Origin of the sequence: Granulosicoccus antarcticus IMCC3135 (assembly GCF_002215215.1) — a bacterium.
GTDB classification, from domain to species: Bacteria; Pseudomonadota; Gammaproteobacteria; order Granulosicoccales; family Granulosicoccaceae; genus Granulosicoccus; species Granulosicoccus antarcticus.
The window spans coordinates 1,344,578-1,365,606 of sequence record NZ_CP018632.1 but is presented as its reverse complement, the minus strand read 5'-3'; the positions used below and the strand labels follow the sequence as shown (position 1 = coordinate 1,365,606).

Annotated in this window: 17 protein-coding genes; 10 read left to right on the top strand and 7 right to left on the bottom strand. The window is 53.3% G+C overall.

The window, feature by feature from the left end; genetic code table 11:
• Position 1: 1 nt before the first annotated feature.
• The 3 genes from IMCC3135_RS05835 to IMCC3135_RS05825 form a co-directional block, all read right to left on the bottom strand.
• Positions 2–454 (bottom strand): RbsD/FucU family protein, encoded by a 453-nt coding sequence (locus tag IMCC3135_RS05835; RefSeq protein WP_088916750.1) that lies wholly within the window; start codon positions 452–454, stop codon positions 2–4.
• 54 nt (positions 455–508) lie between these two features.
• Positions 509–1,738 (bottom strand): Kelch repeat-containing protein, encoded by a 1,230-nt coding sequence (locus IMCC3135_RS05830; protein ID WP_088916749.1) that lies wholly within the window; start codon positions 1,736–1,738, stop codon positions 509–511.
• Between the two features lie 74 nt (positions 1,739–1,812).
• Positions 1,813–4,227 (bottom strand): DUF5060 domain-containing protein, encoded by a 2,415-nt coding sequence (locus IMCC3135_RS05825; RefSeq protein ID WP_169727412.1) that lies wholly within the window; start codon positions 4,225–4,227, stop codon positions 1,813–1,815.
• 374 nt (positions 4,228–4,601) lie between these two features.
• On the opposite strand from IMCC3135_RS05825, the gene IMCC3135_RS05820 reads away from it, so the two are divergent.
• Positions 4,602–5,555: an exostosin domain-containing protein gene (locus IMCC3135_RS05820; protein WP_088916747.1), complete on the top strand. Its 954-nt coding sequence runs from the start codon at positions 4,602–4,604 to the stop codon at positions 5,553–5,555.
• 26 nt (positions 5,556–5,581) lie between these two features.
• Here IMCC3135_RS05820 and IMCC3135_RS05815 read toward each other — a convergent pair whose 3' ends face one another.
• The 4 genes from IMCC3135_RS05815 to IMCC3135_RS05800 form a co-directional block, all read right to left on the bottom strand.
• Positions 5,582–6,313 carry a sugar phosphate nucleotidyltransferase gene (locus tag IMCC3135_RS05815; RefSeq protein ID WP_088916746.1) on the bottom strand — a complete coding sequence of 244 codons (732 nt, stop codon included), beginning with the start codon at positions 6,311–6,313 and terminating at the stop codon, positions 5,582–5,584.
• The gene (locus tag IMCC3135_RS05810; RefSeq protein ID WP_088916745.1) at positions 6,303–7,547 is read right to left on the bottom strand and encodes a galactokinase; all 1,245 of its coding nucleotides are present in this window, start codon (positions 7,545–7,547) and stop codon (positions 6,303–6,305) included. Before IMCC3135_RS05810 ends, IMCC3135_RS05815 begins: the two co-directional genes overlap by 11 nt.
• A gap of 131 nt (positions 7,548–7,678) precedes the next feature.
• Positions 7,679–8,860, bottom strand: coding sequence for a PilT/PilU family type 4a pilus ATPase (locus IMCC3135_RS05805; RefSeq protein WP_088916744.1), 1,182 nt, complete (start codon positions 8,858–8,860; stop codon positions 7,679–7,681).
• Between the two features lie 54 nt (positions 8,861–8,914).
• Complete coding sequence (locus IMCC3135_RS05800) at positions 8,915–9,952, bottom strand: type IV pilus twitching motility protein PilT (protein WP_088916743.1); 1,038 nt, start codon at positions 9,950–9,952, stop codon at positions 8,915–8,917.
• A gap of 207 nt (positions 9,953–10,159) precedes the next feature.
• Here IMCC3135_RS05800 and IMCC3135_RS05795 point away from each other — a divergent pair, with 207 nt between their 5' ends.
• The 9 genes from IMCC3135_RS05795 to gspF all read left to right on the top strand — a co-directional run bounded on the left by IMCC3135_RS05795 (position 10,160) and on the right by gspF (position 21,017).
• A complete protein-coding gene (locus tag IMCC3135_RS05795) occupies positions 10,160–10,864 on the top strand; it encodes a YggS family pyridoxal phosphate-dependent enzyme (protein ID WP_088921700.1) in 705 nt (234 codons plus the stop codon).
• A 113-nt stretch (positions 10,865–10,977) separates the two neighbouring features.
• Positions 10,978–12,105 carry a transaldolase gene (gene tal / locus IMCC3135_RS05790; protein WP_088916742.1) on the top strand — a complete coding sequence of 376 codons (1,128 nt, stop codon included), beginning with the start codon at positions 10,978–10,980 and terminating at the stop codon, positions 12,103–12,105.
• A complete protein-coding gene (gene proC, locus IMCC3135_RS05785; RefSeq protein WP_088916741.1) occupies positions 12,105–12,959 on the top strand; it encodes a pyrroline-5-carboxylate reductase in 855 nt (284 codons plus the stop codon). The genes tal and proC overlap by 1 nt, the downstream gene beginning before the upstream one ends.
• Before the next feature lie 162 nt (positions 12,960–13,121).
• Positions 13,122–13,724 (top strand): YggT family protein, encoded by a 603-nt coding sequence (locus tag IMCC3135_RS05780; protein WP_088916740.1) that lies wholly within the window; start codon positions 13,122–13,124, stop codon positions 13,722–13,724.
• A gap of 331 nt (positions 13,725–14,055) precedes the next feature.
• A complete protein-coding gene (locus tag IMCC3135_RS05775) occupies positions 14,056–14,610 on the top strand; it encodes an HU family DNA-binding protein (protein WP_088916739.1) in 555 nt (184 codons plus the stop codon).
• A 375-nt stretch (positions 14,611–14,985) separates the two neighbouring features.
• On the top strand, positions 14,986–15,888 hold the full coding sequence (gene gspC / locus IMCC3135_RS05770) for a type II secretion system protein GspC (RefSeq protein WP_088916738.1): 903 nt from the start codon (positions 14,986–14,988) through the stop codon (positions 15,886–15,888).
• Between the two features lie 73 nt (positions 15,889–15,961).
• Positions 15,962–18,163, top strand: coding sequence for a type II secretion system secretin GspD (gene gspD, locus IMCC3135_RS05765; RefSeq protein WP_088916737.1), 2,202 nt, complete (start codon positions 15,962–15,964; stop codon positions 18,161–18,163).
• A gap of 17 nt (positions 18,164–18,180) precedes the next feature.
• Positions 18,181–19,764, top strand: coding sequence for a type II secretion system ATPase GspE (gspE, locus tag IMCC3135_RS05760; RefSeq protein WP_418251418.1), 1,584 nt, complete (start codon positions 18,181–18,183; stop codon positions 19,762–19,764).
• Complete coding sequence (gene gspF, locus IMCC3135_RS05755; RefSeq protein WP_088916735.1) at positions 19,764–21,017, top strand: type II secretion system inner membrane protein GspF; 1,254 nt, start codon at positions 19,764–19,766, stop codon at positions 21,015–21,017. The genes gspE and gspF overlap by 1 nt, the downstream gene beginning before the upstream one ends.
• The last annotated feature ends 12 nt before the right edge of the window (positions 21,018–21,029 follow it).

Sequence of the window (21,029 nt, the reverse complement as noted above, 5' to 3'; positions counted from 1 at the left end):
CTCAGGCCTCTGGCGCCAGGACGCCTTTAGTCAGTATGAAGCAGCCATAAAAGCGCCTCTCACCACTGGCGATAACGGCATAAGCTGAACTGGCCTTGGCATAGAAGGCGAACCGCTCGACCGGCATGAGCTTGAACGACTCATTCTCGTTAGCATCAATGACCGCCTGAACCTCACGTTGCACCTGCGGTGATTCATCGGGAGCACCGACAACCTCCATGCACTGCGCAGCATCATCAATAAAATTATCCAGAGGCATCAGCGAGAGTACAGCCTCAGCGACTTCAACAACGCTGGCACCGTCGACACGTAACAAGCGTCCCAGAGAGGTCTTGCGCGCGACACTCTCACCTGGAAAGTTGGCATCGCACAGAACAATTGAATCGCCATGCCCCATGGAGGCCAAGGCATACAGAATATCGGCATTCAGTAGCGGATTGATTGTCTTCAACACAGCAGTCAAGAATTTCCATTAGCCCGAATCAGGGGCCAACCCTAAACTGACCGATCAGGCAAAGCAAGAGCCTTTTCGACGTTGCCTGCGTAAAAGCAGGAGTCCTGACAAGGACAGCAACATAGACAGCTCAAAAGCCCCTCCACCGCCGGAGCTTGAAACCGGCTCACCGTCTGAATCTTCACCCTGCTCTTCGGGCTCAATTTCATCGACATCCGGATCTACGGGATCTACGGGATCTACGGGTTCAACGGGTTCAACGGGTTCAACGGGTTCAACGGGTTCTTCAATTACGATCATTTCATGCAGCTGCAGCGTTTCAGAATCGTCGCTTTCGGTCGAACCGCCAATAAGGTTAGCTCCCGACAGCATATACATCTGTTGGCCGGAGATGCCCCCGCCGCTACCGTGCCGACCGCTGATCATGGTCGGCAAGCTGCGCCAGGCGTCCTTGCTCAGATCGTAAGCCTCGACAACATTCAATGCCAGATCGGAGGTATTGATTTCACCACCTGCCACGATGACATCCACCCCATAAGCGGCCACCACAGCCCCACCTCTAACGGTAGGTATCGGTGCACCGCTGCGCCATTGTCCCGTCTGGAAATCATAGATGTCCACGACCGAGACAGGATTGGCTGCAGGATTGGGTTGCGTTGTCTGCCTTCCGGATGCTGCGACCAGTTCGGTGCCTGCCATTACCGCAGAAAAATGATCGCGGGCGTTGGGTGCATCCGGCAGAATTCGCCACTGACCGGAAACCGGATCATATTCGTCGAACCACGCCACGGCACCACCATCATGCCCCTGTGTATTACCGCCCAGCAAATACAGTTTGCCTGAGTAGACGACAGCAGCTGTACTGCCACGCACACGCTCAGGCGGCAAGCTACCGACGACATCCCAGGTGTTTGTCAGAGTGTCCAGAACATGTATTTCTGCCACGCTGGTTTCACGCGGATAACAGCAGGTAAACGCACCAGCAATATAGATGTCATCACCAATGACAACCGGCTGTGCATGATGCAACTCAAGAGGCGCAAGACCCAGGTTTTCCCACTGCCCGGTGATCAGGGAATAGCGCTCAACAGGCCGATTGCCCCGTCCTCCCATCAGGTAGATATCATCGCCGAGCACCACGGCCGCCGCCTCATGACGAGCAGTCAGATTTGAACCGTCAGTGCTTTGCAGCAACTGCCATTCCTCAACCTGAGACTGCTCGGCACTGACAGGTGCAGAAGCCAGCAGCATCAGGCTGGTCAATAAATACAATATGGGTTTCATGTTCAACTATCGGCAATCTTCCCAACCAGCCTTAGGGTTCGCGTCATGATTCAAGCCAGCTTCAGCCCGCTCAATCAAGGCGTGATCTGCACCTCAACTTGCAGTGTTGAAACCAGATTTGCCAATTCATGATCCCGAGCCATGAACGTAATTGTGCGGTTGCCTGTATCACTGGCTCGGGTCTGCCAGGTAAAGGTTCGGGTACCATCACCATTGTCGACAAAGGCTGCCCCTTCCGGGCCGTCAATAAGCATTAGTGCGGGAGGGGCACCGTCAGCGCCTTTGGCGATCACTCGCAATGCCAGAACACGGCCTGCTTCCAGTTGTTGCAAGGGTATTGTTTCAAAGACTGGTGCAAGATCACGAAGGGTCGCATCCGGCGAACTCTCTATAAGTGGATTGCCTGTCTCAGCAAGGCCCGCTTCACCCCCACGCACATTAATGATCAGTTGCTGCGTGCTTCTCAGTGAACTATCCAGAGCATCAATGGCAATCAGTTCAACCACAGACTCGGCAGCAGCATCGCCCGGAACTGTCCAGATCAGTTCCAGCAGGCCATTACCCGGACCGTTTATCTTCATCCCAGCAGGCAAAGCACCGACGGTTACACTAGGAAAAGTACCGTCACTATCGGTGGCTGTCAGTTTAATCAACACAGACTCACCCACGGACACTGTGCGTTCGGGCAATGCATTGAATACTGGCGCCTCGTTACTGCTCTGCGAGACCGCATCCTGCTCGATGGCCTGATCCAGGCGGTTTATCAACACGACCCAATCTTCGCCCATGGAGTAAGGAGGAGACCCCAGAGCAAGATTGTCACTGGCACTCAACTGTTGTGAACCGTTGCTCATCGCCCCGGTTCTCGGATCAAACCAACGCAGCCCGAACCGACCACTGACGCTCCCCGTGTTGAGCACTTCGGCACCCGTGGATTGAGGCAGATAAATGGCATAGGCTTCACCCATCAAAGCGAACACCTCGGCACCGCCATAGGCATCGCTGTCTCCGGATACACGCCAGTCAGCAGGCTCCATTTCCCAAAATGGCAGCTCGTTCTGCATCATCTCCCGGGCAAATCTCATCTGTTGCCACATGGACTCTCTTTGACGAAAGTCGCCCGCATCAATATCTCCGCCTATCGGCTGTGGATGGTAACCAAAATACCATTCGATATTGCCGCCACTGAAAAGTACATCATAGAGAATCTGCTTACGTCGATCGGCATTGCTTTCGGGTGTCAGACCATTGGTATTTTCATCCATGTCCAGCACCCAGGGATGGCCAGCATTGGCCGAGTTGGTTCGCCACTGCTCAACAAACTGCCCCGCAAACTGCTCATCGTACTGAATCGAACTGGCACCATAGCGCGAGTCGCCCACGATCTCACCGTAGCGATAAAACTGGTTGATATGCGTATGTACGGCAATCGGTTTGCCACTCCAATCCAATGCCTGCAGATAATCAGCATGCTTGTCGAGCTCTACCCGCGGAAAATCATTCTCCTCGCCCAGATTCCACTTCGCAGCCAGCAGATAACCGAAACGAGCAACCAGCTCTCGAAAGAACAGTTTGCGTTCGACGCCCAGTGCCCCATCATCCAGCCACTGCTCATTGGCAGTTTCTGTCTCGCTCAGCACAATGTTCAGCGCAATCCCCTGACGTTGGGCATGCGCCAGAACTTGATTCCACTGATGAAGTTTACTGATGTCATAGTGCGTTTTATCAAAACGCTCTTTGCTTGCCCCGACAAAGGGATAGGTATCCTGCCCATCGCCACCCAGGTTCATCGGTAGAAAAAAGACAGAATTGACTCCTTGAGCTCCCAGATAATTGAGCGCACCAATCAGACCACGGCTATCTGCGCCCGTTTGCGAATGTGTGAACAAAGGATCACCTTCAACAAAATCTCCGCGATGTTCAGCGTAGTCGTGCAAAAACAGCTCATCTATACCGCCTTGATCAAACGTGCCATCAATACCGCTAAAACCCAGGAGATTCTCCGGGCTGTCCGTGCCACCTTTGATCCAATAGGGTCCGTCGCGAAACTTCAGATAATGCTCGCCCACGTATTCCAGCCTGCCATGTCGCAAGAATTCAGGCGCATCGTAGGGTGCCGGAGCAATCTGCATATCACCGCTACTGCCCGTCAGCTCGATCTCCAGACCCTCATCGAGCGATAGACTGAGAGCGATTTCAGAACCGCTATGTATGAGCGCGTGATAATGCCACTGCCCAACTTCATCCGCAGAAAAGCGTGCACGCCAGATATTCCCGCGACCATGCCCCTGTCCATCACCGGCAAAATATCCCGGAACCCTCGTTACCTTGCCTGACGGGCTCGTCAATTCAACTGTCAGACGATAATCCAGAAAGGGATTGGGTGATGTATCTGCCTCGCTGGCAAGCGGCCCGGTGAAATCGATTTCCACAGGATGCCACTTGAACAGCTCACCATTGATTGTTGCGGCGAACGCCTGGGAAGACACTGTGCCCAGAGCCAAAGACAAGCAAAACAACAAATAGTGACAACGATGCATACGCGACTCGCAAGATAATCTAAAGGTTTCAGGTGTTCTGATTATGTCGCGGGCAGGATTGAAATAGGCTCTGGCAGAGTGCTTTGATTCACCTGCCATTCACATTTGGGATGAACCTCACAAGCAATGAATTAATACTGAAAATTGTCAGCTGCAAAAAATTCGATGGCTTCACACTATCGAGTAGTAGTGATGCTGCTCACAGTCATTTTGACAAATAGATGCCTGTTAAGTGAATTTTACGGGCGTATCGTCGATATACAGCTTAGCCAAATATGGATATAAATTTCATATGAGGCAGCAGAACTACACCTGGACCTGACATGAAAATCCTTCTAACTTCCGCCTACGACAGGCACACCGGTCTTGATGCACTATGCGCCTATGCGCCCATGGACACCGTAGGAAAACACCAGATCTGCGCTGACGCTGAGGAAGCGGACGCAATCCTGTTCGTTGAAAACACGCAGTTCGATGATCTGTTCTTCAGTCAGCTGATGCACCACCCCCATGTAGAACGCTACCCGGGCAAGGTGTTCATGTACAACGAAATGGATCGTCCCTGGGATATATTGCCAGGGCTGTATTGCTGCCTGTCCAAGCGACATATCGACACCGCACGTCATCGTGCCTGTGCGTACTTGTATTCACCGAACCCCTATGTGAGCGACGTCTACTCCGAGGATCGTGAAACACCTTATCTGTACTCATTCATGGGCTCTATGAGCCATGCTTGCAGACGCCCCATTATGCGGCTCAAGCACCCGGACGGGCTAGTCCGTGATACCTCTGACTTCAATGTCTGGAATAGCGACGAAACTGAAATGAAGATTCGTGGCCGGGAGTACGCCCGTACGATTTCATCCAGCCAGTTTGTTCTGTGCCCGCGAGGCATCGGCACCTCATCTATTCGACTGTACGAAACACTGGAGGCCGGTCGCGTGCCGGTGATCATCTCGGATCTATGGACACCGCCATCAGAGACTGACTGGAGCTTTGCCATTCAGGTAGAGGAGCGCCGCGTCAGCTCTATTCCCGGTCTGCTGAGCTCTCTGGCCAACGAGGCTCACGATCGTGGTGAAGAAGCCCGCCAGGCCTGGCTGGCCAGCTACGCACCTGACAAGCTATTCAGCACGGTCGGTGATTCACTGGAATCCCTGCTTCAATCAGACCATGGACATCGCCACCGCCGCCCAGGCAGGCATTTGAACAAGTGGCTTGCCAGCGGAGAGCTGTTCACCCGAACTGCGGCTCAGCGTTTACGAGGCCATCACTAGTAGTGATGCCGCCTGGTGATGGCACGTCATGATGGCTGCCATTCGGGTGGAATTGCCTGTACCAGACCAAACGCCAGGCCGCCACGACTGATCCAGGCATTGATAGCGTGTTGAACTTCCTGTTCACCACGCTCCGACACCGGAACATTTTGAACATCAGGGATGATATCCGGCGGTAATATAAACGTCAGATTCGCACCTGTAGAACTGGGAGCTGTACCTGCTGCAGGTTTTTCGACTATTTCCGCAATCGATTGATCGTCGTTGAATCTGATACTGGAACGACTGGCAAGCTCCGCAGCATCCAGCTCCTTCATACTGACGCTGCATTCGCCTGCGTGCGAACCATGAAACTGCAGCAGATCACCAAAGAACTCGCGTGGAACCAGATAATCTGTTGCACTAAGCACAAAGGGTGCAGCCACAATATCCGGTGCTGATTCAATGACCGCCTGCAATGCATGTGCGGTACCGAACAGATGTGATTGGTAAACGCACCGTACTTGCTGCTTGTGATTGGCAGAACGCAACGCTGCGTAGTGTTCTACTTGCTCGTGCAGATGGTGAGTAACCAGCACCACCTCCTCAATACCTGCAAGCAGTAATGAGTCCAGCAGGTAGTCCAGTGTCGGCTTGCCTTTATGTATCAGCAGTGGTTTGGGTGTGATATCAGTGTGAGGCTGAAGACGTTTGCCCCGGCCCGCAGCCAGAAGCACAGCCCTTTTCACGACTTCATGACTCATGTTGTTATTGTCCATGGGAAACTGATGTTGAATTTAGGGAATCCGGGCTGACGATTCTGACGGTACTCTCGGACTCGGCAATCATGATGCGAGCTTCGCCCTGCAATTCAGGATATCGCGCCAGATAACGCTCCAGCAGAGTATCGGCGATCTGCTCGACAGCCTCCACATCTACCAGCATGAACAAACAACCTCCATACCCTCCGCCACTGAAGCGGTTTCCGTAAACCCCCTCCAACTGCGAAGCAATCTCATGCAGAGCAATCAGCCATTCGCTGCCGCTTTCATAATCATTGATTGAACTCTGACAAGACATATTCATCATCTGTCCGAAGGCTTGCCAGTCACCCGATTTCCAGGCAAGCGCACCATCACGCACCCGTTGCATCTCCGAATAGACATGCCGGGCACGACGAGCCTGTATCGACGGTAATTGTTCGATCGCATCCTTGGTACGCAATGCAAGCGGAACCTCTCCCAGAGAAGCGGCATCGGAGCTGAGCAACCGCGCCGCCTCCAGACATTGCGCAACACGCGTGTTGAAGGGAGAGCCTGCCAGGTCTCGGGAAATACCTGAATAGCACATCAGAAAACAGACCTGGGAAATCGAATCAGGGTCGGCGACAAGCTCGGCACTGACCTCTTCAACATTCAATATGGACAGATGATCCCGCTCACCGAAAGCGATCGACATCTGATCCTGAATTCCGTTATTAAGGCCCCGGTAGTCATTTTCCACCTGGCGAGCCAGCTCCACCAGTTCGACCGGACTCAGGCAGACGTCATTGGCTTCGGCCAATGCACTCAGATAGGCCAGAATAACCGATGCAGATGAGCTCAAGCCACCACTGACAAGGGTCCCGGTGACCACCGCTGTGATGCCATGGCTCATGGGCGAATGATTGGCAAATGCCGTAACGGATGCTCTGGCCATGGCATCCCAACCATGATCCTCCACCAGCTCTTCGGGTTCAAACTGACTGTCTTGCCAGACTCCTTGCTGTAGACAGGCATGCACAGTACTGCTTCTGTCAGCGCTCGGCCAGAACACCAGAATGGTGTATTGATTCAGGCAACGGGCAAGCACCGCCCCACCCTGATGATCGATATGTGCTCCCAGAGGATTGAACCGGTAGGGAGACACGACAATGCGTGCATCGCCTTCAATGCCTGTGAGCTGCCTTGCCTGTGCAAGGGCCTCGACAGTCAATGTATCGATAGAAGGAGCGGATAAAGAGCGATGAGACATATCAGAAAGCACAGGCGGACCAATTCAGGAGCTGGCATTCTAACGCGTCTTGAGTGTAGTGCTTTGGCAGACAGTCATCGCGAACACAGGCAGCCCCGCACAAAAAGGCTGCCTGGCAACGGCCGACATTGCTATCCGGTTTTTCGCGCACCGCCACCGGAGGCATCATCCATACCGTCATCCTCCAGGCTCATCGAATTGCTGATCATGTCATCCACCTCTGATGAACCGCCGCCAGCAAGCTTGATACGCAGACGCAGATCGTTCACCGAATCCGCATTACGCATGGCCTCTTCGATAGTGATGGCGTTTTTACCGAGCAGGTCGAACAGCGCCTGATCAAAGGTCTGCATTCCCTGATCCTTACTCTTCTTCATCAGGCCCTTGATCTCGTGAACTTCACCTTTCATGATCATGTCCGACATCAACGGCGTATTGAGTAGCACTTCCACCGCGGCTCGACGCCCTTTACCACTGGGCGTAGGCAACAAGCGCTGTGAAATGAAAGCCTTGACATTCAAAGACAGGTCAAGCAATAACTGCTTGTGCCTGGTTTCTGGGAAAAAGTTGATGATTCTGTCCAGCGCCTGATTGGTATTGTTCGCGTGCAAGGTGGCCAGACACAGATGCCCGGTCTCGGCAAATGCAATGGCGTGCTCCATCGTCTTCTGATCGCGTATTTCTCCGATGAGAATGACATCGGGTGCCTGTCGCAATGTGTTCTTCAGAGCAATTTCAAACGACTCGGTATCCGTGCCGACCTCACGCTGGGTGACAATACAACCCTTGTGGTGATGCACAAATTCCACCGGATCCTCAATGGTGATGATGTGACCGTTGGAATTTTCATTCCGGTAGTCGATCATTGCCGCAAGACTGGTGGACTTGCCCGAACCGGTACCACCCACAAAAATGACCAGACCACGCTTGCTCATGGCTACCTGAGTGAGAATATCGGGCATATGCAGGTCGGCGAAGCTGGGTATCTCGTTAGGAATGATTCGCACAACCAGACCCGCACTGCCCCGCTGCACCAGAGCGTTGACACGAAATCGAGAAATCTTGGGCAGAGCAATGGCGAAATTGCACTCCTTGGTTTTCTTGAAATCCGCACGCTCGGCGTCGGTCATGAGGCATTGCGTCAGCGCCAGAGTATGTTCAGCGGTCAGCTTCTTCTCCATGACAGGAGTTACCTTGCCGTGGATACGCATCGAAGGCGGAGCTCCGGCGATGATGAACAGATCAGACCCGCCTTTCTTGTGCAGACTGACTAACAGCTCATCCATGAATCGCTTGGCGACCTTCAAATCCATACCCTATTCCCCCTTATACAAGCTAGTTGTCGAACTAGAATCCAGACAGGCCGACTACTGCAAGCTGTCGGGGTTTTGAGCTTTTTTACGAGCCTCGGCAAGATCCACCTGCCCGCGCTTTACCAGCTCTTTAAGGTTCTGATCCAGTGTTTGCATACCATGTGACTGGCCGGTCTGGATAGCCGAATACATCTGGGCCACCTTGTCTTCACGAATCAGGTTACGAATCGCCGGCGTACCAATCATGATTTCATGTGCAGCGATTCGTCCGCCGCCGGTCTTTTTCAACAGTGTCTGCGATATGACAGCCTTCAACGATTCGGACAACATCGAGCGCACCATCGGTTTTTCACCAGCCGGGAACACATCCACGATTCGATCCACGGTCTTCGCTGCAGAACTGGTGTGCAGGGTACCGAATACCAGGTGACCGGTTTCAGCCGCCGTCAATGCCAGAGAGATGGTTTCCATATCACGCATTTCTCCAACCAGAATAACGTCAGGATCTTCACGAAGTGCAGAGCGCAGAGCTTCGGAAAAGCCAAAGGTATCTCGATGTACTTCGCGCTGATTAATCAGGCACTTTTTGCTTTGATGAACAAATTCAATCGGATCCTCAATGGTCAGGATATGCCCCAATTCTGAATCATTCTTGTAATCCATCATCGCCGCCAGAGTGGTCGACTTGCCTGAGCCTGTCGGACCGGTAACCAGCACAATACCTCGTGGCAAAGATGATATTTCCTGGAAGATCTTCGGAGCACCCAGTTGTTCCAGTGTCAGCACCTCGGAGGGGATCGTCCGGAATACCGCACCGCAGCCTCGGTTCTGATTGAAAGCGTTGACACGAAAACGCGCGGTATCGGGGATTTCAAACGAGAAATCCGTCTCCATCTTCTCTTCAAAGTCTTTTCGCTGCTTGTCATTCATGATGTCATACACCATGGCCTGCACAGCTGCGTGGTCTAGCGCAGGGACGTTGACTCGCCGCATGTCACCATCCACGCGTATCATTGGCGGCAAGCCGGCTGACAGATGCATATCCGAGGCACCGTTCTTGACACTGAATGTCAGAAGTTGAGCGATATCCATGAAACTTGACCCTTGTTTTTTCGAGGTGCCCGCATTGCACGCACCAGTGAATATTGGACAAGATGACCACTCAGGTCTTACTCGCCTCACTCTCACATGTGTCGGCCAGAGTCAGGGTTTTGTTAGCCAGCAATACCCTTGTCTCAGCTCATGATCGGACACAACTTGCAGAAGAGATCGTATAACGTGAACCAAGACACACCCAGCATGACTGACAACAACAGCGTACTTGCGGTGGCTTCGGCCCTTGAAACCGTACGGCAGGACATTTCAACGCATGCGCAGCACTACGGCCGCACTGCCCAGAGCATCCAGTTGCTGGCCGTGAGCAAGCGCAAACCGGTCAGTGCAATTCGCGAAGCCATCGATGCAGGCCAGCGCGCCTTTGGTGAGAATTATCTGGATGAGGCTGTGGAGAAGATTCTGAGCATCGACGATGCTGAGCTGCAATGGCATTTCATCGGCGCGATTCAATCCAGAAAAACAGCCAGCATTGCCGAGCATTTTCACTGGGCGCATGGTGTTGACAGACTAAAGGTGGCGCAACGGCTGTCCGATCAACGACCTGCAAGCTCTGCCCCTTTGAACATATGCCTGCAAGTCAATATCGATAACGAAACAGGCAAGGCCGGTGCAAGCTTTGCCGATATCCGGCAACTGGCTGCTGATTGTGCTGTTCTGCCAGGTATTGTGCTGCGAGGCCTCATGGCTATTCCGGCACCTCGTACCGAACTGAGCGAGCAACGACAGGCATTCGCCCGTCTTCGCGAATGTCTGAATTCACTGCAATCAGAACACCCGGGCATGGACACTTTGTCGATGGGCATGAGTGGAGATCTTGAAGCTGCCATCGCCGAGGGCGCCACCATTGTCAGAGTCGGTACTGCCATTTTCGGAGCACGTGCTGATTGATGACAGCTTTCGCTATTCATGCCAGCCAAGACCCCACCTGGCAATGATGGGCACAGCATCAGTTTCACAGCCAATCTTGTTAAACTAATCACACTCACCAGGACACCGTAGTTATGAGCAATCCCAACTCTTCAGTAAACCCTCTGGCAGCTGCCAACGAGATCGGTCAGAGCATGTGGCTCGATTACATCCAGAAGAGTCTGATGGATGGCGATCTGCAAGCCATGATTCGCGACGACAAGCTTATGGGCCTGACGTCCAACCCGGCCATCTTCGAACAAGCCATTGCAAAAACCAATGAGTACGACAATGTCATCATCGACATCGTCAAGCAGTCTCCTGATATCACTCAACTTGAATTATTCAACCAGCTGGCCATTCCAGACATTCAGGCTGCTGCAGATGCCTTTGCCGAGGTCTACGAGCAAACAAACGGTGTCGATGGCATGGTTAGCCTTGAGGTCACTCCCGATCTGGCCCATGATGCCGCTGGCACTATTGCTATGGGTGTAGAGCTTCACAAGCGAGTCAACCGCCCCAATCTGATGATCAAGGTACCTGGCACTACCGAAGGTGTGAAGGCATTTGAAGCACTGACAGCCCTCGGAATCAATGTCAACGTCACCCTGCTGTTCAGCATTTCCCGTTACCGCGAAATAGCTCAGGCTTATATCCGTGGCCTGGAGCGACGACTCAATGACGGTCATAAAATCGATCGTATTGCCTCAGTCGCCAGCTTTTTCGTCAGCCGTGTTGATGTAAGCGTAGACAAGGCTCTGGATGCCAATGGCAGTGATGCAGCAAAAGCATTGCTGGGCAAAATCGCCATCGCCAATGCCAAGGTTGCCTACGGGCATTTCGTCAACCTGTTCGGCAGCGAGCAATTCGGCAAACTCAAAGCCGAAGGCGCCCGACCACAACGTTTGCTCTGGGCCAGTACCGGCGTGAAGAACCCCGAGTACTCAGACGTCATGTATGTAGAAGAACTCATTGGCCCTGACACAGTCAACACCTTGCCACCTGCCACCATGGATGCTTTCAAGGATCACGGAGTTGCCGAGTCAAGATTGCTTCGCAATCTGGCCAAGGCACACACCGACATCTCGGCACTGGCTGATCTTGGGATCTCACTCAGCGATATCACTGATGAGCTGGAGCGCGGCGGTATCAGTTCTTTTGTTGAAGCATTTGATCGCCTACTGGCAGTTATGGCCGAAAAGCGCCAAACGGTAGCCAGTTGATGCAGTGGGTATTCATCGGTGCCGGCAATATGGCGAGCAGCCTTATTGGCGGCTTGATCAACAGCGGCGCCGAACCTTCCGGCATTGCTGTTGTAGACCCTGACCAGGCCTCCTGCGAACGTGCCAGTGAACGCTTCGGCATTCGTTCAGCAAGCTCGCTGGGCGACATGTTGAAGCAATTTTCAACCGCACCTTTGGGGTTGGTTATTGCTGTCAAGCCGCATATCGTGGAAGCGGTCTGCGTAGAGTATGCCTCGGTATTTGCCGATTTTGACTCCTCGACTCAGCAACTCATGTCGCCACTGATCATTTCAGTGGCTGCAGGCGTGCGGGCAAGTAGCATGGAAACATGGTTGCCCGAAGGCTCAGCGATTGTGCGCTGCATGCCAAACACTCCCTCCTTGCTGGGCCTGGGTGCAACCGGTCTATATGCAAATGCTGCCACCTCTGACAAACACCGGGAGCAGGCTCAGTCACTCATGGATTCTGCCGGCGTGGCACTGTGGGTAGACGCAGAAGCGAAACTGGATGCCGTCACGGCGGTATCCGGCAGCGGACCTGCCTATTTTTTCTACCTGATAGAGCATATGTGTGCCGCAGGCACGGCACTAGGTCTGGATGCTGAAACAGCTGAAAAGCTGGCCATAGAAACTGCTTTCGGTGCAGCTAGTATGGCCAGGACTCGTGAACTGCCACCTTCAAGGTTACGTGAAAATGTGACATCCAAGGGTGGCACAACTGCTGCTGCACTTCAGGTGTTTGACCAAGAGGGTACGCCGGCGATTATCCACAAAGCGATGCAGGCTGCACATGATCGTGCTGTGGAATTTGGTGATCAACTGGCACCCGACTAAACCTGCAGCACTGGCTCTACCCGTTCTTGCATGATCGGATTCAACTGCGCCCACCTGTGCACGACAGCGTGGGCCAGTGAGTCGAACACCCTGTTCGCACCCATGATTTCGGGCTCGTTCTGCGCCCCAACATAACTGACGTATTTCGGAGACCCTCCCACCATGGCCAACCCCGCGCTCAATGCACTCGGCTTCATTCTCGGTATTTTATTCAACCTTTATGCAACTGTCGTGGCCGTGCGCTTCGTCATGCAGATTGTTCGTGCTGACTATTACAACCCTGTCGCACAGAGTATCGTGCAAATTACCGACCCCTTGCTGCTTCCGTTACGTCGGATCATTCCCAGCTTCAAACGCTACGACACATCATCGCTGGTACTGTGCTTTTCCGTGCTGCTGTTGAAACTGCTGTTATTCAAGCTTCTGAGCCTCGGCTATGTACCTGCTCTGGGTCAATCTCTGATGGTGGGTGGAATCGGAATTGCTCAGATCGTGATTCTTGCCTTGCTTGATCTGATTCACCAGTTATTCAATGTTTTCATATTCGCCCTGATCATTCAGGCCATCCTGAGCTGGCTACCAGGTGCTACCGGAAATCCGGTTCATTCACTGGCCACATCAATCAGTGCTCCCATACTGCAGCCCTTACGCAAACGTCTGCCGCCAATGGGCGGTCTGGACCTGACCGTGTTCTTCAGCATCATAGGTCTCTACGCAATTCGCATATTTTTGCTGGGAATGTTGCAACAGATTTTTGGCCTTTGATCGCAAGCGATCTGCCTGCGTAGAACGCCTTGTTTGACAACACGAATCTGGTCCCGAAAACTTCGAGACCAGGTTTATTCAACTCAGTTGATATAACGACAGCTGAAGTAAATTCCCTGAAAAAACCGGCCAAAATCGTTTCTCGTGATGGTTTTTCCTACAATAGTAGTGTTTTTTTACATTTATATTCTATAACTGCTGACTGTAACTCGGTATGTATGGTATTTTTCGCGCGCCTCGGCCGATGGGTGTGCGTCTACACAGCATTATCCATACGAGCCTTATTTACAGCATGACTATCAATCAACCGAATCCAGCAGAGGAATAAACCATGGCGGCAAAGAAAAAAGCAGTAGCCAAGAAAGTACCAGTAGCAAGCAAAAAAGCGACCGCTAAAAAAGCAGTCGCCAAAAAGGCAACTGCCAAGAAAGCAACCGCCGTACGAGCCACTGCTTCAAAAGCAACTGCTTCAAAAGCTACCGCTTCAAAAGCAACAGCTAAAAAAGCAATCGCCAAAAAGGCCCCTGCTGCAAAAGCAGTTGCCAAGAAAAAAGCCACACCTTCAGTCAATGCGGCTGGTGTGAAGAAGCCACCTACAAAATCAGAAATCCTGACTTCCATTGCCGAATCTACTGAACTGAGCCGCAAGCAGGTTATTTCAGTATTCGACGCATTGAATGCTCTGATTCAGGACAACCTCAAGCCACGTGGCCCAGGCAGCTTCAGCGTTCCTGGCCTGATGAAAATCCGCGTCAACAAGAAGCCAGCTACCAAAGCTCGCAAAGGCATCAACCCTTTCACGGGTCAAGAAGCCACGTTCAAGGCAAAGCCAGCTCGCAAAGTAGTCAAAGTAACTCCTCTGAAAAACCTGAAAGACATGGTGTAACCGGTTACCCGGCTACTCCCCAGACCCGGACTGCATTTGGTCCGGGTCGATTAGTGATGACGCCTGTCAGCCACACTGATTGCCGATAGTTCGGCACAAACGTCACTCGTGAGTTCTCCGAAAACCCGGTAAAAGGTTGGCAATTTCCTTTAGGCCTTCCCGTATCGTCATGAATTTGACAACACAGATCCCCGCGTTGGCGTCAATATTGTTAGTAATTCGCGTAAGTTCGACCGATATTGGTAACTGGAAGGCATCAAACTGCCAGGTGCCATACTGGCAACGAACCTTGGGCTCGAAACAGAGTCTCATCGGGCACAACTACAATACAATGGGCACCTTGCCCTATTCAGGCTCCTACCAGGACCAACATCAATGAGCGCGACTGCATCATCGCTTGCGACCTCCGACAACAATGTCCGGCTTCCACGCCTGGCCAATACAGTGCTCGTGGCCGGTATCGGGGTGGCTCTGGCCGTCATCACGCTCAAACTGCTACCGGCCTCCGACCCTGCCCCATTGCTTCCGGTGACAGCGGTTAACGCCGTGTCCAACAACTCTCCCGGCCCTACTGAACTGGCTGGCATAATTTCCTCCTTGCATCTGTTTGGCGATGCCAGCAAAAAGCCGGTGGCCGTTGAAAAGGTCAAGATTGAAGAGCCGCTCAAGGATACGGGTCTCAATCTGCAGCTGGCCGGGGTCTTCGCCTACGAGCCTCAAGATCAGGCTATTGCCATCATCAGCGCCGGCTCAGCCGAGCAGAATGCCTATGGCATTGGTGACAAAATCAGTGGCGAGACGTCTCTGGAAGCGGTCTACACCGATCATGTCGTACTGCGCAACCGCGGCAAGCTGGAAAAGCTTTCCCTGCCTGAGAATGTTCAACCGACCGCAGCTCGCCCGGTTGAAAGAGCCAGCAGCCAGGCGAGTCAGGAACAGGATTTCAGCCAACCGGTCGAATTACCAAGTAACCCTCGCGAATTGCGCGATACGCTGGCCCGCAACCCCTCCATGCTGGGACGCGTGGTTGCCGCCGAGCCCTATCAGGAAAACGGCAAACTGGTGGGCTACCGAATTACCCCCAAGCAGAATCCTGAAATACTCGAATCTCAGGGTATTGTGGCTGGAGATATCATTACCAGTGTCAACAATATCCAGTTGAATAGTCAAAAACAGGGAATTCGCGCCTTGCGTAACGCAGTCAAGGCAGAGTCTCTCGACGTCGTTATCTTACGCGACGGTATCGAAGTTCCCATTTCAATCTCGCTGGCTCAGTAGGATACAGAAGTCATGTCCAACCGCCCCCGTTTCTTATTAACGGCTACACTCAGCGAACAGCTTCCGGTCCTCAATGACAATGTTTAATAGGCACTACCCTCGCGTGATCCCGGCACTGGCTTTACGTGCATCCTTTGTTGCACTCACGGCAGTGATCACTGGAACCGTCGCTCTGACAGGTGTTGTGACACCCGTACAGGCGCAGGAAGGCACCTTCACACTCAATCTGAAGAATGCCGATATTCACTCACTGATACAGACCGTATCGCGGCAATCCGGACGAAACTTCGTCGTGGATCCACGCGTCAAGGCTCGTGTCACGGTCATCTCATCCGCACCACTCAATTCCGATGAGCTGTACGAGACCTTTCTTTCCGTACTCCAGGTCCATGGTTATGCGGCAGTGCCCAGCGGTGATCTGATAAAGATCGTACCGGATGTCAATGCCAAGCAAGGCCCGGTTCCAGCCTATTCTGATGAAAACAACAACTCTGATCAGCTTGTTACCCAGGTTATCAAGGTTGAGAACGTTCCCGCCGCACAGCTGGTGCCAATCCTGCGCCCACTAGTGCCTCAGCAAGGCCATCTGGCTGCCTACGCCTCGACCAATACACTGATCGTCACTGACCGCGCTTCCAACATCCATCGACTGATCGACATTATCAATGGTATTGACCGACCGGACAACGATGAAGTCGAAGTGGTACGCCTCAGTCATGCTTCTGCCAGCGAGGTCATTCGTATCGTTCAGTCCTTGCAAAGTCGAAGTGGCCAGGTTGATGGTACGCCCGGCTCTGTACGCTTCGCCGCTGACGAACGTACCAACAGCATTCTTCTAAGTGGTGATCCTGCAGCGCGTACGCGCATGCGTGGAACCATTCTCAATCTCGACACGCCGGTGGAATCTGGCGGTAATACACGGGTTGTCTACCTGCGCTTTGCCAATGCCGCCGACCTGCTGGCCATCCTTACCGGTGTTTCTGCCGGTCAGGCCCAGATCGGTACCAGCGGTGATCTGGAAGGCGGCGCAGCCACGCCTGCCGCGGCACCCGATGGCGCAGCCGCCCAAGTGCCGACAGCTTCTCTGATTCGTCGTGCCACGCAGGATGACGGACCCAGTGTCGATATCCAGGCAGACGAAGATACCAATGCTCTGATCATCACCGCAGCACCTGATGAAATGCGCAGCATCCTTGCCGTCGTCGAACAGCTGGACATTCGTCGCGCGCAAGTTCTGGTGGAAGCCATCATTGCCGAGCTTTCAACCGATAACAGTTCACAGCTTGGCGTCAACTTCGCCGTCAATGGCACTGACAGCGACAGACCTGCGGCCTATACCAATCTGGGAGGCGCAACTCAGGCCCTGATTGGCACCATTGCCAGCGAAGGTACATCATTGAGTTCGGGGCTATCTCTGCTACTGGGCCGAGCCGGCTCCAATGGCATTGATTTTGGCTTTCTGCTCTCAGCCATTGCCTCGGATACCGACAACAACATACTGTCTACGCCAACACTTGTCACCATGGACAATCAGGAAGCAGAGATCGTTGTCGGCCAGAATGTACCTTTTGTCACCGGCCAGCAGCTGTCCTCCTCCAATGACAACCCATTCCAGACCATCGAGCGTCAGGATATCGGTATCAGTCTCAAGGTCAAACCTCAGATCAATGAGGGTGACAACATCAAGATGGAAATCGAACAGGAAGTGTCTGATGTGAGCGCCACCGCCGTCACGGGCGCAACGGACATCACGACCAACAAACGATCCATCAAGACAACGGTTCTGGTAGAAGATGGTCAGACATTGGTGCTAGGTGGCCTGATCGATGACCAGATCGAAGACACCCGCAGCAAGGTCCCCTTCCTGGGTGATATTCCCTTGCTCGGCTCGCTGTTCCGCTATCGTACCAGCAGCAAGTCGAAGCGTAATCTGATGGTCTTCCTGCATCCGACCATTCTGCGTGATCCAGAGACTGCCGATTTCTACAGTCGCAGCAAATACGACGATCTACGCGGCGCGCAGCTTGGACTATTTGATCAGGACAAGAATTTCAATGATGACGACCGCCCTGATCTGCCCGAATTACACCTGTATTTCGATGGCAAGCGCGTCAGTCGTCAAGGTGCCGAGCTAGGTACTATTTTACCGACCTCTGACGCTAGTGACCTACTTGCGCCTCAGCCCGATACAACCCAACCTGCACTTGACGAGGTTCTGGACACCAGCAAGGCAGATACCGCGCTGACCCCTCGAACCGCTACTCTCGTACGATAAACATGGTGGCTTCTTCAGTGAATTTTATTGACGTTGGCGACCCTTCGGAAGAGCCTGTAACTGGAGAGGACCCTGGGCCGGAAGGCACTCGCAGCCTCTCTAGCCAGCCGCTTCCGACCGGTGGAACACTCACCTTCACCGACCTGCCCTACACGTTTGCCAAGCGCCACGGCGTTATTCTGGAGCAGAACAAGGCCGGTGAACTATTGCTGGTACACCGCCCTGGCATCCAGCTGAGCGCATTGTCCGAAGCCAGGCGCAAGGCCGGTCAACCGTTAAAGCTGGATCCGGTATCAGCGGATGATTTCGATGCACGCCTGACGCGCCATTATGAAGGCGAAACCGGCCAGGCAATGGACATCATGGACGACTTCGGTGACGACATGGATCTGGCCCAACTGGCCGAATCCCTGCCTGAACCCGAAGACTTGCTCGAATCCACGGATGATGCCCCCGTCATTCGCCTGATCAATGCCATGCTGACCGAAGCTGTACGCAAGCAAGCATCAGATATTCATATTGAGCCGTTTGAAAAACGCCTGGCCGTACGGTACCGGGTCGATGGTGTGATGCAGAAGTTACTGGATCCGCCTCGCGCCATTGCGCCAATGATTATCTCGCGGCTGAAAGTCATGGCCAAGCTCGATATCGCTGAGCGACGCCTGCCTCAGGATGGACGTATCAGCCTGCGAGTAGCCGGACGCCCTGTCGACATTCGAGTATCAACACTGCCTTCTGGTCATGGCGAGCGTGTGGTTCTGCGTTTGCTGGACAAACAGGCCGGTCGATTGGATCTGGAGCAGCTAGGTATGCCTCCGGTGGCGTTGAAGTCTCTGCAGAAAGGGCTGGGCCTGTCTCACGGCATCATTCTGGTAACCGGCCCTACTGGTTCGGGCAAGACCACGACGCTGTATGCAGCCCTCGCCAAACTCAATACCACACGCTATTCGATTCTGACTGTTGAAGATCCTATCGAGTACTACATCGATGGCATCGGTCAGACTCAGGTCAATAACAAGGTGAATCTGGACTTTGCCCGTGGTCTGCGCGCTATTTTGCGACAGGATCCGGACATCGTCATGATCGGTGAAATACGAGACAGAGAAACTGCCGAAATTGCCGTTCAAGCCTCACTCACAGGTCACCTGGTGCTCTCTACCCTGCATACCAATACGGCAGTCGGTGCAGTGACTCGTCTACGGGACATGGGCGTCGAACCGTTTCTGCTGTCATCAAGTCTGGTAGGCCTTGTGGCCCAACGACTGGTCCGACTGCTTTGTGTCGAATGCAAGCGGCCTCATGTTCCTACTCCTGCAGAATTGGATTCACTGAAGAAAACGGCCGAAGAAGTCAACAATATGTACGAACCACACGGCTGTGAAGTCTGCGGACATACCGGCTATTCCGGTCGCCAGGGTATTTACGAAGTCGTTGAGGTGGACACCACCATGCGTAACATGATCCATGATGGCGGCTCTGAACACGAAATCGAACGACACGCTCGCACTTTGAGCCCGGGTATCACTGAAGATGGCATGCGGCTTGTTCTCGAAGGCAAAACTTCTCTGGAAGAAGTACTGCGTGTGACACGAGAGAGCTAATGGCCGCCTACGAATATCTGGCGCTGGATGCGCGTGGACGCGAGAAAAAAGGCGTACTCGAGGCAGACACAGCAAGGCTTGCACGCCAGCAGCTTCGCCAGCAGGACCTTACGCCACTGGAGATTTTTGAAACCTCCGGTCGTGAGCGTAACAAACGAGGTACCAAAGACGGCAAAAAAGGCAAGGGAAGCAACGCATCCGTTCCAACGTTCCGTGGCGGCATTAAAACCAATGACCTCGCTCTGCTGACTCGGCAGATTGCCACATTGAGTGCTGCTGGTACGCCACTGGAAGAATCACTCTCAGCGGTTAGTCGTCAGACCGAAAAACCACGCATCAAGTCCCTGCTGTTGTCAGTGCGCGCGAAAGTGCTCGAAGGTCATAGCTTTGCTGCGGCATTGGCTGATTATCCCAAAGTCTTTCCCGAAATCTACCAGTCCACGGTCTCGGCTGGTGAACAGTCCGGGCATTTGGACGCCGTTCTGGAACGCCTTGCCGACTACACCGAAGAGCGTCAGGCTGCCAATGCCACCGTCAAGAAAGCATTGATCTACCCCAGCGTACTGGTGGTTGCCTCCATTCTGATTGTCGGCTTTCTGCTGGCCTATGTGGTTCCGCAGGTGGTCCAGGTATTCGAAGGGATGGACCAGGAACTACCCGCCCTGACCCAGGCCATGCTGACAGCCAGTGCCTTTGTCAGACAGTGGGGATTTTTGGTCGTCGGACTGGGCTTTGTCAGCGTAATCGCTTTCCAGCGAGCCATGCGTGGCGAGGCCTTCAAGACTCGCGTACATAGCTTGTTACTCAAATTACCTCTGTTCAAGCGACTCATTCGTGGCTTCAACACCGCACAGTTTGCACGAACACTGAGCATTCTGGCCGCCAGTGGCGTGCCTGTTCTGGAAGCTCTGGATATTGGCTCACAGGTCATAACCAACCGCCCTATGCGCAAGGCCGTAAACGCGGCAGCGGCTCAGGTTCGTGAAGGCTCTACTCTGAGTAGTGCTCTGGAGCGCACCGGCTACTTCCCTCCCATGCTGCTGCACCTTATCGCCAGTGGAGAATCATCTGGCCAACTGGACAGTATGCTGGAGAAGGCTGCGACACATCAGGAACGCGAACTGAATTCGCTTATGGCTATCTTTCTGGGTCTGTTCGAGCCCGTGGTCATCCTGATCATGGGCGGGGTCGTATTGACTATCGTACTGGGCATACTGCTGCCCATCTTCGAAATGAACCAGTTGGTCAACTAAGGTTGACCAACT